At 49.0% G+C, this 14,808-nt stretch carries 16 protein-coding genes; 11 read left to right on the plus strand and 5 right to left on the minus strand.

Translation table 11 applies throughout. The features are described from left to right. Positions 1-13: 13 nt before the first annotated feature. The 3 genes from N530_RS0107885 to N530_RS0107895 form a co-directional block, all read right to left on the minus strand. Positions 14-790: a Bax inhibitor-1/YccA family protein gene (locus tag N530_RS0107885; RefSeq protein ID WP_026480259.1), complete on the minus strand. Its 777-nt coding sequence runs from the start codon at positions 788-790 to the stop codon at positions 14-16. Positions 791-1,030: 240 nt separating this feature from the next. Beyond that, positions 1,031-3,580 (minus strand): ABC transporter permease, encoded by a 2,550-nt coding sequence (locus N530_RS0107890; protein ID WP_026480260.1) that lies wholly within the window; start codon positions 3,578-3,580, stop codon positions 1,031-1,033. A 1-nt stretch (position 3,581) separates the two neighbouring features. Continuing rightward, complete coding sequence (locus N530_RS0107895; RefSeq protein ID WP_026480261.1) at positions 3,582-4,283, minus strand: ABC transporter ATP-binding protein; 702 nt, start codon at positions 4,281-4,283, stop codon at positions 3,582-3,584. Positions 4,284-4,400: 117 nt separating this feature from the next. On the opposite strand from N530_RS0107895, the gene N530_RS0107900 reads away from it, so the two are divergent. The 5 genes from N530_RS0107900 to N530_RS0107920 all read left to right on the plus strand — a co-directional run bounded on the left by N530_RS0107900 (position 4,401) and on the right by N530_RS0107920 (position 7,380). Beyond that, positions 4,401-4,991 (plus strand): arylesterase, encoded by a 591-nt coding sequence (locus tag N530_RS0107900; protein ID WP_202899047.1) that lies wholly within the window; start codon positions 4,401-4,403, stop codon positions 4,989-4,991. A 102-nt stretch (positions 4,992-5,093) separates the two neighbouring features. Then, a complete protein-coding gene (thpR, locus tag N530_RS0107905) occupies positions 5,094-5,669 on the plus strand; it encodes an RNA 2',3'-cyclic phosphodiesterase (RefSeq protein ID WP_026480263.1) in 576 nt (191 codons plus the stop codon). A gap of 118 nt (positions 5,670-5,787) precedes the next feature. Beyond that, positions 5,788-6,555, plus strand: coding sequence for an alpha/beta fold hydrolase (locus tag N530_RS0107910; protein ID WP_026480264.1), 768 nt, complete (start codon positions 5,788-5,790; stop codon positions 6,553-6,555). 82 nt (positions 6,556-6,637) lie between these two features. Continuing rightward, positions 6,638-6,931 carry a 4a-hydroxytetrahydrobiopterin dehydratase gene (locus tag N530_RS0107915; RefSeq protein WP_026480265.1) on the plus strand — a complete coding sequence of 98 codons (294 nt, stop codon included), beginning with the start codon at positions 6,638-6,640 and terminating at the stop codon, positions 6,929-6,931. Positions 6,932-6,999: 68 nt separating this feature from the next. Continuing rightward, positions 7,000-7,380, plus strand: coding sequence for a YkvA family protein (locus N530_RS0107920; RefSeq protein ID WP_026480266.1), 381 nt, complete (start codon positions 7,000-7,002; stop codon positions 7,378-7,380). On the opposite strand, the gene N530_RS0107925 is transcribed toward N530_RS0107920, so the two are convergent. Continuing rightward, positions 7,377-7,952, minus strand: a complete 576-nt coding sequence (locus tag N530_RS0107925) for a sigma-70 family RNA polymerase sigma factor (RefSeq protein WP_026480267.1) — start codon at positions 7,950-7,952, stop codon at positions 7,377-7,379. The two genes, N530_RS0107920 and N530_RS0107925, sit on opposite strands and share 4 nt — an antisense overlap. Before the next feature lie 297 nt (positions 7,953-8,249). Between N530_RS0107925 and N530_RS0107930 the strand changes: the two genes are divergently transcribed. From N530_RS0107930 to N530_RS0107940, 3 genes are all read left to right on the plus strand, one after another. After that, complete coding sequence (locus N530_RS0107930; RefSeq protein WP_026480268.1) at positions 8,250-8,765, plus strand: invasion associated locus B family protein; 516 nt, start codon at positions 8,250-8,252, stop codon at positions 8,763-8,765. 222 nt (positions 8,766-8,987) lie between these two features. Continuing rightward, positions 8,988-10,154, plus strand: coding sequence for a 23S rRNA (adenine(2503)-C(2))-methyltransferase RlmN (gene rlmN / locus N530_RS0107935; protein ID WP_247869183.1), 1,167 nt, complete (start codon positions 8,988-8,990; stop codon positions 10,152-10,154). Positions 10,155-10,180: 26 nt separating this feature from the next. Further along, on the plus strand, positions 10,181-10,633 hold the full coding sequence (locus N530_RS0107940) for a hypothetical protein (RefSeq protein WP_026480270.1): 453 nt from the start codon (positions 10,181-10,183) through the stop codon (positions 10,631-10,633). Here N530_RS0107940 and N530_RS0107945 read toward each other — a convergent pair. Beyond that, on the minus strand, positions 10,621-11,268 hold the full coding sequence (locus N530_RS0107945; protein WP_026480271.1) for a LysE family translocator: 648 nt from the start codon (positions 11,266-11,268) through the stop codon (positions 10,621-10,623). The genes N530_RS0107940 and N530_RS0107945 overlap by 13 nt on opposite strands. Positions 11,269-11,340: 72 nt before the next feature. Here N530_RS0107945 and N530_RS17665 point away from each other — a divergent pair, with 72 nt between their 5' ends. From N530_RS17665 to N530_RS0107960, 3 genes are all read left to right on the plus strand, one after another. Continuing rightward, the gene (locus N530_RS17665) at positions 11,341-12,087 is read left to right on the plus strand and encodes a phosphatase PAP2 family protein (protein WP_155851953.1); all 747 of its coding nucleotides are present in this window, start codon (positions 11,341-11,343) and stop codon (positions 12,085-12,087) included. Positions 12,088-12,162: 75 nt separating this feature from the next. Continuing rightward, entirely contained in the window at positions 12,163-13,389 is a 1,227-nt protein-coding gene (locus N530_RS0107955) for an argininosuccinate synthase (protein ID WP_026317489.1), read from the plus strand. Positions 13,390-13,402: 13 nt separating this feature from the next. Further along, positions 13,403-14,758, plus strand: coding sequence for a TAXI family TRAP transporter solute-binding subunit (locus tag N530_RS0107960; RefSeq protein ID WP_026480272.1), 1,356 nt, complete (start codon positions 13,403-13,405; stop codon positions 14,756-14,758). Positions 14,759-14,808: the final 50 nt, after the last annotated feature.

Here is a 14,808-nt window from a genome sequence, read left to right on the forward strand (position 1 = left end):
ATTTTTGTTCAAATCACTCGCGATTACCGAGGAAATACAACAAGAATTGGAACATATTAATGAAGTCCAGATAAAGCGACAAAGCGCCCATTGTTGCTTTCTTGGAGATAGTTTCGCCGCTATCGCCACCATAGAACATTTCTTTGATTTTCTGCGTATCGTAAGCAGTTAGACCTGCAAAGATCAAAACACCGATACCAGAAATTGCGAACTGAAGTGCAGATGATTGCATGAAGATATTCACAACCATCGCAAGCAATAGACCAATCACGCCCATGATAAGGAATGAGCCCATGCCTGTCAGATCACGCTTGGTTGTATAACCATAAAGCGAAAGCGAAGCGAATGCGGTCGCAGTGATAAAGAATGTCTGAACAACCGAACCCGATGTGTAAACGAGGAAGATTGACGACATTGAAACGCCCATCAAAGCAGCGAATGCCCAGAACATGGTGCTTGCTGTTGATGCTTTAATATTTTCGATACGGAAACCCATAAAGAAAACGAGTGCAAGCGGCGCAAGCATAACAACCCAGCGCAAAGGCGAGCCGTAAAGCAATGAACCGAAGTTCGTTAGCATTTTACCGTTGCCCAACTGCGCTACAGCCTGAGACGGATCAACAGTCGTTGCCAATGAAACAGTTGCCAAAGCAGTCAAACCTGTAATGGCAAGACCGCCGCCCATCATATTATAGACGCGCAACATATAAGAACGCAGACCAGCATCGACGCTCGCATCATAGCGACCAGCCGTCTGTGCGGTTTTTTGATAATTTTGATATTCAGCCATAGTGACCTCTAAATCTAGCAAAGTGTCCCGTCGGGTGTCCGATTTCAAAGCTATTTTTGAAACCGAGGCGCCGCTGGCGGGACTCCAGCATGCCTGTAACCAATATGATAAGAATATTTGGTCAAAACAAGACCATAAGACTCAAGAATCGTAGTAAAAAACGCCGATTTGACGTTTTTACTGAATTCGAGATCAATTCGTTAACAAACGAAACGATTCTATTAACGAACTTGGCGGCTTCTATAGGTTGCGCAGCACCGGTGCTGCTTTTTGTCCCAAGACTCGCCATGTGCCTGCGAGGCCAAAACCCACCGTGCAAACCAGCGCGATGATAATCGTAGCCGCAGCAATATTTGGCTCAAAAGTCCAAGGAAGCGTCATAATGCGGCTGACGATAAACCAAGCCGCAAAGCCACCTGCGCCCAAAGCAAAAACGGCCGTTGCAGCACCCAAAAGCGCATATTCGGTCACAAAAGCAGCGATAAGCGTTCGGCGCGTCGCCCCAAGCGTTTTAAGAACAACCGCATCGTGAACCCGTGCGCGGTTACCAGCGGCAAGCGCGCCTGCCAAAACCAGAACCGAGGCAATGAGCGCAACAGATGCCGCAGCGCGAATAGCTGTTGCTAGCTGACCAACAACACGGTTGACCACATCAATCGCGTCTTTCACCCGCACCGTCGTAACAGCCGGAAAAGACTGCGTCACAGAGGTCAAAATAGCTTTCTCGGTCGCACTGTCAGCTTCTGGCATGGTCAGCGTTGCAAGCCATGAATGGGGCGCACCTGCAAATGTATTGGGCGAGAAAACCATCACGAAATTGATCGCAAGGCTTTCCCATTCCACTTGGCGCAAATTGGCAATTTTCGCCGTGATATTCCGGCCAAGAACATTGACCGTTACCGTGTCACCAATGGTGAGACCCAATTCGCCCGCTTCTTCGGCAGCAAAAGACACCAGCGGTTCGCCAACATAATCAGCATTCCACCAAGTTCCCTCTGAGAGAGTTGAGTTTTCAGGGATGTTTTTCGCATAGGTAATACCGCGATCACCGCGCAGAACCCATCGCGCTTCTGGTGGCACATTAATGGTAGCAACATCTTGCTCGTTAAGCGCAATAACGCGGCCACGCAGCATCGGCACACGCACCAGCTTGCCATTGTCTTGCACTTCATTTTCAACCAGCGTTGCGAAATTTTCCACGACATTGGATTGAATATCAACAAAGAAGAAATTCGGCGCACGCTCGGTAATATTGCCCGCAATTTGACTGCGCAAATTACTATCAATAAGCGCTAGCGTTACCAGCAATGTGAGACCAAGACCAAGCGCCAAAACCACAGATGGTGTTAAAGCGCCTGGGCGGTGAATATTGCCGACAGCAAGGCGAAGCGGCGTGCCTTTGATCGTACCGACACGGCGTGCGGCTGCCATAAGCAGCAGCGACACAAACCGCAAAACCACAAATGCGAACAGAACACCGCCAAGAAAATAGGCGGCGATTTGGCGATCAACAGAGAAGTAAATCGCAAGCCCCGCCAGTAAAAGCGCAGCAACAAGTGCACCTGCCCAATAGACAAAGCGCGGCAGACTGTTAGCGGTCAGATTTTGATCTCTAAAAAGGCTAGACGCGGCAATATCGCGTGCACGGCCAAGCGGCAAAAGTGCAAATACAAATATTGTGAGCGTAGAAAACAACACAGCGAGGCCCAACGCACCCGGATAAAGAAAACCGGTTGTTGGTAGCGGGATAACACCCGCCAATGCCGCCTTGGCAGCAATCGGCGCAATCATCGCCAAGATTAAACCAAAGCCAATGCCGATCGCACCAACAATCAAGATTTGGAAAAGATAAATCAGCGACACCAGATCGCCCGGTGCGCCCAAACATTTAAACGTCGCAATAACATTGCGTTTTGAATCGAGAAAAGCGCGCACTGCATTGGCCACACCAACCCCGCCGGTCACCAGCGCGGTCAAACCAACAAGCGTTAAAAACTGCGCAAAGCGTTCAACATTAGATGAAAGCGCTGGCGCCGCATTGCCGCGTGAACGCGTGGACCAACCCGCATCTGGATGCGAAGCATTTGCGCTGGCAATCGCAGCTTTAATATCATCGCTTTGCGTGCCTTGCGGCATGCGGATTTTATAAACCCGCTCGACAAGCGATCCGGGCTGGATGAGCCCTGATGCTTCAAGCCCCTGCGTGCTCATGACAAGCCGCGGTGCAAAACCAATGCCGTCCGATAGCGCATCGGGCTCTTCATTGATGATACCGCGTATCTGATAGGTCTCGTTGCCAACCAACACATTATCGCCAACCGCGAGATTAAGGCGGTCTAAAAACAGTGGTTGAACAATTGCCCCAAAGGCACCATCGCGCTTTGCAAGCACATCATACTCATAGGCAGGCTCGGTCTTAAATTCCCCATAAAGAGGATAGGCCTGATCAACCGCTTTAACCTCAACCAAGGCCTGATCAGACTGGTCCGCAAGCCGCGCCATGGAACGACTATTGGCACTAACTGCCACATCGCCAAGATTTTGAAGCGTTGCAAATTCATCAGGCGTCGCATCGCGCTGATTAAGTTCAAACCGCACATCGCCGCCAAGAATGGTGCTGCCTTCTGATTCGATACCTTGCGTGACCGCTTGGCTGACCGCATTAACACCGCCAATGGCAGCGGTGCCGAGCGCAATACAGGCAAGGAACACGTAAAACCCCGAAAGGCCGCCGCGAATTTCACGGCATGCAAAACGCCATGCCAGCGCAATCATATTCGCATTGCTCATGTTAAGCCGCCGTCTTTGATTTTGCTTTGGCATCAGCTTCCACAATGCCGGAATTTACGCGAACCTTGCGGTCGCAAGACGCAGCAAGCGCGGCATCATGCGTAACAAGCACAAAAGTCATACCGCGTTCTTTTTGCTTTTTGAAAATAAGTTCTGAAATCTGTTCGCCCGTTGCCGAATCAAGATTACCTGTTGGTTCATCCGCAATTAGAATTTTCGGATTTGGCGCAAGCGCACGTGCTACAGCAACGCGCTGCTGTTCACCGCCAGATAATTGTCCCGGATAATGTGTGAGGCGGTGGCCAAGGCCAACGGCCTCAAGCTCAGCGCGCGCAATATCAAACGCATCCGCAACACCGGCAAGTTCCAATGGTACGGCGACATTTTCAAGCGCTGTCATATTGGCAATCAAATGGAAGGACTGGAAGACGAACCCGATATTCTTACCGCGGAACTGCGCAATTGCATCTTCGCTCATGCCGCTAAGTTTAGCGCCAGCAACCGTCACCGTGCCGCTATCGGCATGCTCTAATCCCGCCAGCACCATCAGCAATGTTGTCTTGCCTGAGCCCGACGGGCCGATAATGCCAATCGCTTCGCCCGCATCAATCGTCAGGTCCACATCTTTGAGAACATGAACGGCACTTGCACCCTCGCCCAACTTCAAATTGACATTTTTTAAGTCGATCACGGGTTCAGACACGGTAATTACTTCCTATATGGTAGGGGAGACTGTTGAGCTAGCGTAACGTTAAATGGGAATTCTGTATCAATGTTCAAATTATTGTCGCGCACTTTTTCGTTATGTGGACTAATTGTAATGTTTGCCATGACGCCTGTTCACGCAGAAAAACTGCAAGGCGTTGGCTTTGGCGACAGTCTCATGGCCGGTTACCAACTTGAAAACGGAAACGGTTTTCCAGACCATTTACAAGCCGTGCTTCGTGAAAAAGGCCACGACATTGCAATCGCCAATGCGGGTGTTTCTGGCGATACGTCATCGGGCGGCCTTGCGCGGCTTGAATGGTCAGTACCCGATAATACCGACTTTGTCATATTAGAACTTGGCGGCAATGATGCCTTGCGCGGTATTCAGCCGGAGATTACGCGCCAAAATCTTGACCAGATGATTGAAGCGCTGAAAGCCCGCAACATTGATGTTCTTCTTGTTGGCATGATTGCGCCGCCAAATATGGGCGATGCCTATGGCGCAGCCTTCAATAAAATCTACGCCGAGCTGGCTGAAAAGCATGATGTGCCGCTTTATCCTTTCTTTCTTGAGGGTGCGATTACCAATCCTGAACTGATGCAGGCAGATGGTATTCACCCCACAAAAGAGGGCGTAAAAATCATGGTTGAGAACTTTCTGCCCTTTCTTGAAACTTACCTCGCCGCGCAAAAGACTGAGTAGAATTCGAGCGTTGTCTTGCATCTGTTACAAAACCATGATCGGCTCACTTAAAGGGGAAAAGTGATTTGCTCGCCAAATCGCGCAGTTAATGGGGATCGTCTGATGCCACGTTTGTTTGCCGCCTTGGAACTACCGCACGCCACTATGATGCATTTATCAATGATGCGCGGCGGCCTGCCCGGTGCCCGATTTATCGATCCGGAAAACTATCATCTAACATTGCGCTTTATGGGCGATCTTGAAAATCATATCGCCGATGAAGTGGCGTTTGAAATGGGGCGCATTGATCGCAAACCATTTGATCTAACGCTTTGCGGCCTTGGTGTGTTTGGCGGCAAGAAACCACATTCCTTGTTTGCAGTTCCCAAAAGCTGCCCTGAAATTTACGAATTGCAGGAAGACATAGAACGCACATGCCAAAGGCTAAACTTGCCTGCCGACCCGCGTAAATTCACACCCCATATTACGATTGCGCGTCTGCGTAATGTAACGGCTGAACGCGCTGCCCGCTTTTTGTCTGAGCGCGGCGGATTTTATGCACCGCCGGTTAAAATCAAAGAATTCGTACTCATGTCATCGCGCGATTCGATTGGCGGCGGCCCTTACCTTCGCGAAGAAATATACCCGCTGACACGTGATCAATATTATCAAACTCAGCTTGAGGCTCAACATCTTTAGCCTGATAGATATACGGCGCTTAAGAAGTCTTTGACGCTCAAATAATTAGTCCTTGATGGCTTGCAAAATCCGCCCTAAACCAAGTAGGGATTTGCTTTATCTTTAAGAGGTGAGCCCTATGAATAGGCACAGTTTTGAACATGATGGCGTGGTCTTTTCATTCCTCGATATGGGAGGCGATGGAAAGCCGCTTCTAGCTCTCCACGGACACTGGATGGGCGCATCCGATTTTGCTGATTTTGCCACCGACATGGGGCCGGCCTGGCGGGTCATAGCCCTCGATCAACGTGGCTTTGGCGAAACAGATCATGGAGTTGCACATGACATGGCATCTTATGTTGACGATGTCGTTGCCCTGCTCGATCACCTTGGAATTCAAGAATCCATACCAGTTTTAGGGCATTCCTTTGGCGGCATCGTCGCCTATCATCTTGCCGCAAAACACCCAGATAAAGTTTCAGCAATGATTATCGAGGATATCGGCGTGCATATTCAGGACGACTCCGCACCCTTTGTAGAGCGCTGGACCGGCACTTTTCGCCTACGCGAAGAACTTGAAGATCGACTAGGAGCTCGACTTGCACCTTACCTTCAAAAATCCATTCACCGTGTCGCAGAAGGCTGGACACTAAATTTTGATCCAGCGGAGTTTCTCATATCTGAGCAAGCAACCAACGGAGATCACTGGAGTATTTGGCTTCAAAGTCACTGTCCAGCTCTTGTTATTTCAGGCAGCGAGAGCCGTGTCTGCGATGAAACTGAATTAAGGGCCATGGCCGTACGCCGAAACAATACCGAGTTCGCGCAGATTGAGGCAGGTCACTCTGTTCACATTGATCAACGACAAAATTTTACGAAACTAGTTAATACGTTTCTGACGTCTTGAGGTTCATAACCTGCAAAATCATCACAACTAATCCTAAAATTAGTGCGATGCGTTAAGTCTCTATGTAACGAGGAGAAACATCATGGCGAAACCAACGCTTAATCAAGACGAATTGAACACTGCCCTTGCAGAGCTTGAAGGCTGGGAGCTTTCCGGCGACGGCAAGTCCATATCTAAAAAATTCAAATTTTCGAACTTCGTCAACGCATTTGGTTTCATGACCAAAATGGCGATTGTTGCTGAAAAAATGAACCACCACCCTGAATGGTTCAATGTGTACAACCGTGTTGAGGTGACGCTGACCACACATGATAGCGGCGGCATTACTGAATTGGATGTTAAATTGGCGGCCAGAATGAACAAAGCAGCAGCATAAACGTTGTGGTGAAAATGCTTCGAAAGCTTGAAGCACACGAAAGCAATCACCATTTATAGATTATGCAAATGAAGAGCGATAAAATAGAAGAAATCCTAGAACCCGGTTCGGAGCGCCAGCGCAACAACCGTGAGGAAAGAGTGCGCGAAAAATTCTGGTCTACCTTGCGCAAGGCAGCAAATATTCTGCCAATGGGCGAAGAAGTAACCGCCGCCTATTACTGCGCCCTCGACAAAGAAACCCCAACCAGAGTGCGCGGCACATTGCTCGCGGCTTTGGCCTATTTCGTGCTGCCTTTGGATATAGTGCCAGATTTTATTCTAGGCCTCGGCTTTACGGATGATTTGGCGGTCATCATGGCCGCAATTGGTGCTGTTCGCTCCCACATCACGGATGCACACCGTTTGGCAGCAAGGCAGGCACTTGCCGAGAAAAGCGACGATATTTAAAACTCGGTATCGACCAGCGCATCATTTTCAAGCGCCCGCCGCAAACGCCCAAATGCGAGGCGTATGCGCGATTTAACTGTGCCTAGCGGCAAGCCGGTCTGTTCTGAAATCTGACTATGTGAAAGCCCTAAAAAAAACGCCTGCCGAACAAGTTCGATCTGCTCTTGCGGCAAAGATGCCATAGCCAATTGCACCCGCTCATCGCGTTGGTCATCATCCATGGCCTCATCGGCAGGCTGAACGCTTGCAGGCTGCAAAAGCGGTTCATCAGGGTTTAAAAGAGCCGATTTATCACGGCGCGCAAGATCAATGCGCCGGTTTCGCGCCACACGAAAAAGCCATGTGCTGAGCGATGATTTTGAGGCGTCATAAAGATGCGCTTTATGCCAAAGAACGAGCATCACCTCTTGCGTTAAATCTTCGGCAGCACCATCGCTCATATTCAAGCTGCGTAAATAACTTTTCAAGCGCGGTGCAAAATAATCAAACAGTTGAGCAAAAGCCTGCCGGTCTTTTGATGTGGCAACGCGCAATGCAAGCACGGCAAACTCTTTTTGCAGTTCAGTGCTCATATAGTTGGTGGTCCGACGTCAACACGTTTGAAAATTCTCCCATGACACAATTGTAGGGCATGATTACAAGAATTCACGCAATATTTTATTTTTAGGCCAAACTCTTGCCGTTTTTGGGGAACACCACGACCTTAGGGACTTCAGACTAGGGTTTAAACGGGCCGCTTTGAGAAAAAATCACATTTTAAAGCTTTTGTTTAAGCTTTAGTAACCGCATTAAGCCATTTTCAAAGCTAACCGCGGCGGCAGAGTTCGCATCGCGTCGTCATCGCCAAACCCACAAAAGTGGTAGGATATATGTTTCAGGGATCTAAAATAACAACGTCAATTCTAGCCGCAGGCGCACTTTTCGCTGCAACGGCTGTCGCTTCTGCACAAACGCCGAACCGAATTGGCCAATTCAATGACTGGAGCGCGATCAGCTATCAGGGTGCAAACGGTAAGGTCTGCTATGCAGTCTCCGTTCCGACATCAAACGCGCCAGCTTCTGTAAACCATGGTGATAATTTCTTTGTGGTAACACAGCGCCGAGGCTCCAACGTTTCTTATGAGCCGCAATTCATTGCTGGCTACACGTTAAAAGAATCATCAAAAGTCACCGTCACGATTGATGGCAAGAACTTCTCATTCTTCTCAAAAGCCAATACGGCTTGGACAGAAAATGCCGCCGAAGATCCAGCTATTGTTGCTGCGATGCGCGCTGGCTCAAAAATGAGCATCAAAGCTGTTTCGCGCCGTGGCACAAACACATCTTATGAATATTCATTGTCCGGCATCACGGCCGCGCTCAATGCTATTCAGGCTTGCAAGTAATTTAAATAATTCTTGCATTTAAATCCTACGGGATTTCAATCATTAGACGGTCGGGCAGCAATGTCCGGCCTTTCTTGCATTTAACCTATGCAGCACACGATAGTGACGGGACCATCAATTCATGATAGGCCGCGCTAAATTAAAACAGTAGTTTGTATTATGGCTCTTTCACTCGACCTGACGAATAAAGAAACACGCAGCGCGCTCAGCGCCAATCAGTTTATGGATCAACGTCCAACACTGATCGGTTTAACGCGCGAACAAATGGGTGAGGCGCTGCGCGATGCAGGCGTTGCTGAAAAGCAGGTCAGAATGCGCACGCAGCAGCTTTGGCATTGGCTTTATATTCGCGGTGTCGATGATTTTGACCTTATGTCAAATCTTGGCAAAGAATTGCGCGGCCTTTTAAAAGACAAGTTCACCATTGCCGGGCCTGAGATTGTCGAAGAGCAAATTTCCGTTGACGGAACGTGCAAATGGCTCATGCGCTTTCCTTCACGCGGGGCAGGTGCACCGGTTGAAATCGAAACTGTTTATATTCCAGAACAAGGCCGCGGCACATTGTGCGTTTCAAGCCAAGTCGGCTGCACACTTACCTGTACATTTTGCCATACGGGCACACAAAAGCTGGTGCGCAATCTGACATCTGGTGAAATCGTGGCGCAGGTTATTCTAGCGCGTAAACGCTTGGGTGATTTTCCCGATATTGATACGCCTGCCGGTGCGATTGTGCCAAGCGAAGGCCGCAAGGTTACCAATATTGTCATGATGGGTATGGGCGAGCCGCTCTATAATCATGACAATGTACGCGATGCGATGAATGTATTTACCGATGGCGACGGGCTGTCTCTTTCTAAACGCCGCGTCACGCTCTCAACCTCCGGTGTTGTGCCCAACATCATCAAAATCGGCGAAGAAACCGGTGCGATGTTGGCAATTTCGCTTCACGCTGTGAACGACGAATTGCGCGATGTGCTGGTGCCTATCAACAAAAAATATCCGCTTGAGAAATTGCTTGAGGCATGCCGCAATTACCCCGGCCTGTCGAACGCACGCCGCATCACCTTTGAATATGTCATGCTTAAAGGCGTCAATGATTCGCTTGCAGATGCAAAAGAGCTGGTGCGCTTGCTCAAAGGCATACCGTCGAAAATCAATCTCATTCCATTTAATAAATGGCCAGGTTCAGACTATGAATGTTCTGACTGGGATAAGATTGAAGAATTTGCCGATTTCATCAACGCCAATGGTTACGCATCGCCGATCCGCACACCGCGCGGACAGGACATTCTAGCAGCATGCGGCCAGCTTAAATCTGAATCTGAACGCATGAAAAAAACTGAGCGCTTGGCCTATGAAGCCATGATGATTGCAGGTCACGGCGATTAACATTCAAGACAGCTAGGTCGTCAACAATGCAAATCGTGCGAACTATATTTGTTTTGCTTGGCGGATATTTAATCGCAGTTTTTGTGGCATCCATCTGTGTAACCAGTGCCATATTAACATTGGCAACGTTTGAAGAAGCCGCGACTGAAACACTCCTTGAAGCTACCAGAATTTACGCAGCAACTTTGCTTATAGTTTTCATTATGACCGTGGTCACGGCCATACCTGGCTTTCTTATTTCACTGGTTGCAGCTTATGCATTGAAAAAAGATTCGCATCTGTTTTTCACAATTGCAGGCACCTTTACTGCAATCATCGCTGTGTGGTTAGTATTTGGCCCTTTACCACTTTCAGACCATGATCCAAGCGAACCTGCCCAAAATATATCAATCCTATGGCTTGCACTTATTATTGTCAGTGGCAGCGTCGGTGGCTTTGCCTATGCCCTATGGCACAGGCGATTGTTTCATCGCGCCTGAGTTGTCAGTATTTTTACAGCAAATGCGCCAAACACCGTTGCTAGTGTCCAGTCCATTGCGCGCATAATGCGCGGGCTACTAATTAAAAACGCTGAAAAACGGTTCGCCATAAATATCATTGGCAGAATAATCGGAATCGCCACACACAAAAAGAATACGCCCAAAAACACCAGTTTGCCCAGCGCATGAGGGTCATCTGCCGATACGAACTGTGGCAAGAATGTCAGGAAGAAAATCACTATTTTCGGGTTCAAAATATTGATGCCGATACCGGTCAAATAATGGCCCCATAAAGAGCCAACTTTGGTTGTCTTGCCGCTGCGCGGGGTAAACGATGAACCGTGACGGACGGATTGATAGGCCAACCAAATCAGATAGCCCGCACCGACGATCTTAAGTGCCAAAAATGCGGTGGGTGCCGCGACGAGTAATGCAGACAAGCCAAGCGCAACCAACATCGTATGGATAAGAATACCTGTCACCGCACCGCCAAAGCAGGCAAGGCCCGCCGCACGGCTATGGGTGATCGCCCGCCCAACATAAAGCGCCATGTCAGGACCAGGTGTCACAGCAAGAATTGCGCTAGCCAATGCGAACTGCAAAAGCACCGCAATTGAAGGAACATATGATAGCATAATCGTTTTCCAATATTACTTGCCCTGATGGGACATCCCATGCCAAACCCCGCCTAAACGAAAGGCAGAAAAGTGCAGACACAAAGTGATAACGGATTTGGGTTTTGGAGCAAACCGCTATTCTTGATAGCGATGCTCTTTTTATGGTCAGCGATATTGGTGTTCTTTCGCACTTATCCGGCCATCGATATGGCGGTTGCAAACTTCTTTTATCATGAGGTTGCATGTTCGGCGAATGCGGCAACGCAGCCATGCTTTGGCTTTCCAGTCGCGATGAATTCCATCATGGCCACCATCCGCAATATTTTGCACCGAGCGCCTGTCTTCATTGGCGTTGGCTTAATCATCTTGCTGATTTACAGCTATTATAAGGGAAAACGAGCCGTTGATAGCGCTTTTCGCAACCAGTCCTTGGTTCTCGCCAATCTGATTATCGGCACTTTGTTGGTCGTCAATAGCGGCTTTAAAGAGAATTTTGGCCGTGTGCGCCCGCGCGATATCATCGATTTTGGCGGCAAGAGTGACTTTACACTTGCTGGCGATTTTATAGGTCAATGCGTATCCAACTGCTCTTTCCCGTCTGGCGAAGCTGCTGCCGGCGGATGGCTGTTATGCTGCGGGCTACTGTTTGCACCGCGCTGGCGTAAACCCGCTTATATCGCACTGTTTATTCTTGGTGCGGCCATGGCCTTGCTACGCGTCACATTTGGCGCGCACTTCATTTCAGATGTATTACTGGGCTATATAACAACATTGATCACCTGTAGCATATTGGCGATTGCTTTCGAACGAATTCAAAAATGGCGCATGTCGCGCTAAAGCGAACTTGCGCTAACGGCAAATCCCAATATGGTGCGGCCAAACGCTCCAAACATTCCCAAACTGGAAAAACTGATGTCGAAAACTATTAAAGATGTAAAAAAAGTAGTGCTGGCCTATTCTGGTGGATTGGATACTTCCATCATCCTCAAATGGCTGCAAACAGAGCTTAACGCCGAAGTTGTCACCTTCACTGCCGATCTTGGTCAGGGTGAAGAACTAGAGCCAGCGCGCAAAAAAGCCGAGCTGCTTGGCATCAAGGAAATCTTTGTTGAAGATGTGCGCGAAGAATTCATCTCTGATTTCGTGTTTCCAATGTTCCGCGCCAATGCGACTTATGAAGGTGTCTACCTCTTAGGCACATCCATCGCGCGCCCACTTATTTCAAAGCGTCTCGTTGAGATTGCACAAGAAACGGGTGCCGACGCTATTGCCCATGGTGCAACCGGCAAAGGCAACGACCAAGTTCGCTTCGAACTTTCTGCCTATGCGCTAAACCCGAACATTAAGGTCATTGCCCCTTGGCGCGATTGGACATTTAAATCACGGACAGACCTTTTAAAGTTTGCCGAAGAAAATCAGATCCCTGTGCCAAAAGACAAACTCGGCGAAGCGCCGTTTTCTGTTGATGCAAACCTTCTGCATTCATCTTCTGAAGGCAAAGTGTTGGAAGATCCTTGGGTTGAAGCGCCTGAATATGTGCATATGCGCACGGTTTCACCAATGGATGCGCCTGATGTGGCAACAGACATTGAAATCGAATTTGAAAAAGGCGATGCGATTGCGCTGAACGGCGAACGCTTAAGCGCTGCAACTCTCTTTGCGAAGCTCAACGATCTTGGCCGTGACAATGGCATTGGCCGTCTTGATCTGGTTGAAAACCGTTTTGTTGGCATGAAATCACGCGGCGTTTATGAAACACCGGGCGGCACAATCCTTCTAGCGGCGCACCGCGCTATGGAATCGCTCACGCTGGACCGCGGCGCAGCGCACCTTAAAGATGAATTGATGCCGCGCTATGCTGAACTGATTTATAACGGCTTCTGGTTCTCACCAGAGCGCGAAATGCTTCAGGCAGCCATCGACCATTCGCAGCACTATGTTGAAGGCAAAGTTCGCCTGAAACTCTACAAAGGCAATGTGATTGTTACGGGCCGCGAAAGCGATAAATCGCTTTATTCTGAAGCACTCGTTACCTTTGAAGATGACCAAGGCGCTTATGATCAAAAAGATGCCAATGGCTTTATCAAGTTGAACGCTTTGCGCCTACGCACACTCGCTGCGCGTAACCTGAAAGCTTAAATGGAACAGCGCAGTGTCTGAAAAAGCAGGTAGCAGGGTTCCCATTGATATGGCGGCTGTCAACGCAGCCTCCAAACAAGGGAAATCCAATCGGCTTTTTGCATTCATTGCGCTTTTCATTCTTGCAATAAGCTCGGTTGGCGGCTGGCTTTGGCTTAACCGCGAACAAGAGCCCTACACACTGACAATTGGCGCCGGACCATTTGGTTCGGACGCTTTCAATCTTCTCAGCGAAGTCAGACAAGTTGTGCTGCGCCATTCAGATGAATTGCGTCTCAACATCAAGTCTACACGCGACGGCTCACAAAATATCGCTCTTTTAAATAAGGGTGAAATTGATGCAGCTGTCATACGCTCTGACACACCCGTTGTTGCCGATGTGCGCGGTGTGGCTGAACTTTATCCAGACGTTTTCCAAATCATTGTCCGCGATGATGCGCCAGCATTTACTGTAACTGATCTCACAAATATTCAAATCTCAGTGCCTGAATATGGCAGCGATGGTTTTCGCTCTTTTTGGGTCATTGGCGACCATTATGATTTGCCAATTGACCAAATGCGCTGGAAGGCTGAACCCTTTAATATTGGCGCTAAAAAGCTACTGAGCGGCCAAATAGATGCCTTGTTTACGGTGCGCTCATTGCGCGATATGCCGTTGATTAGGCTGTTCGAGGATGCCCAGCTTAAAAGCATCAAACTACGCTATCTGCCGATTGCACAAGCAGAAGCGATTGCGCTTAAGCGTCCATTTTTGACCACGGCAAACATTCCCAAAGGTGCGTTTACCGGCGCAACACCTGTGCCCGGGCACGATACGCCGACATCAGCGGTAAAACGCATTTTGGTCACCCGCGCAGATGTTGACCCAGAGGCGATACGCGAATTAACGCGTATTATGTTTGAAAACCGCCTCGACCTGACCATCCGGTTCGCGCTCGCCTCTGCCATTAGCGCGCCAGACGAAACACGAGGGCTTTCTGTTCCGCTACATGAGGGTGCACAGGCTTTTTATAATCGCGACCAGCCAAGCTTCGTGCAGGAAAACGCCGAACCACTCGCATTGGGCGTTACAGTTCTCACGCTTCTGCTATCGGGTTTATTTGCGCTTAGGTCACGCTTTGTGAGCAGCCAGAAGAACAAAGCCGATATTTATAATTACCAATTGCTCGACATTCAAAAACAGGCAATGCTTGCCGATGAAGCCGATGAGCTTGATCTTCTAAAGGTTGATTTGAGCAATATTTTGCAAACAGTTGTCATCGCGCTAGATACCGATGAAGTCACCGATGAAAGTTTCCAATCCTTCTCGCTTTTGTGGGATGCTGTGCGCGAAACCATCAATGACCGCTACCGCCAGATTAAGACATAACATTCGAAATTATTTGAGGACTGCGTGGCCTTGGAATAGTGCGCAAGGCT

This window comes from Ahrensia sp. 13_GOM-1096m, assembly GCF_000620605.1.
Lineage (GTDB): Bacteria > Pseudomonadota > Alphaproteobacteria > Rhizobiales > Rhizobiaceae > Ahrensia > Ahrensia kielensis.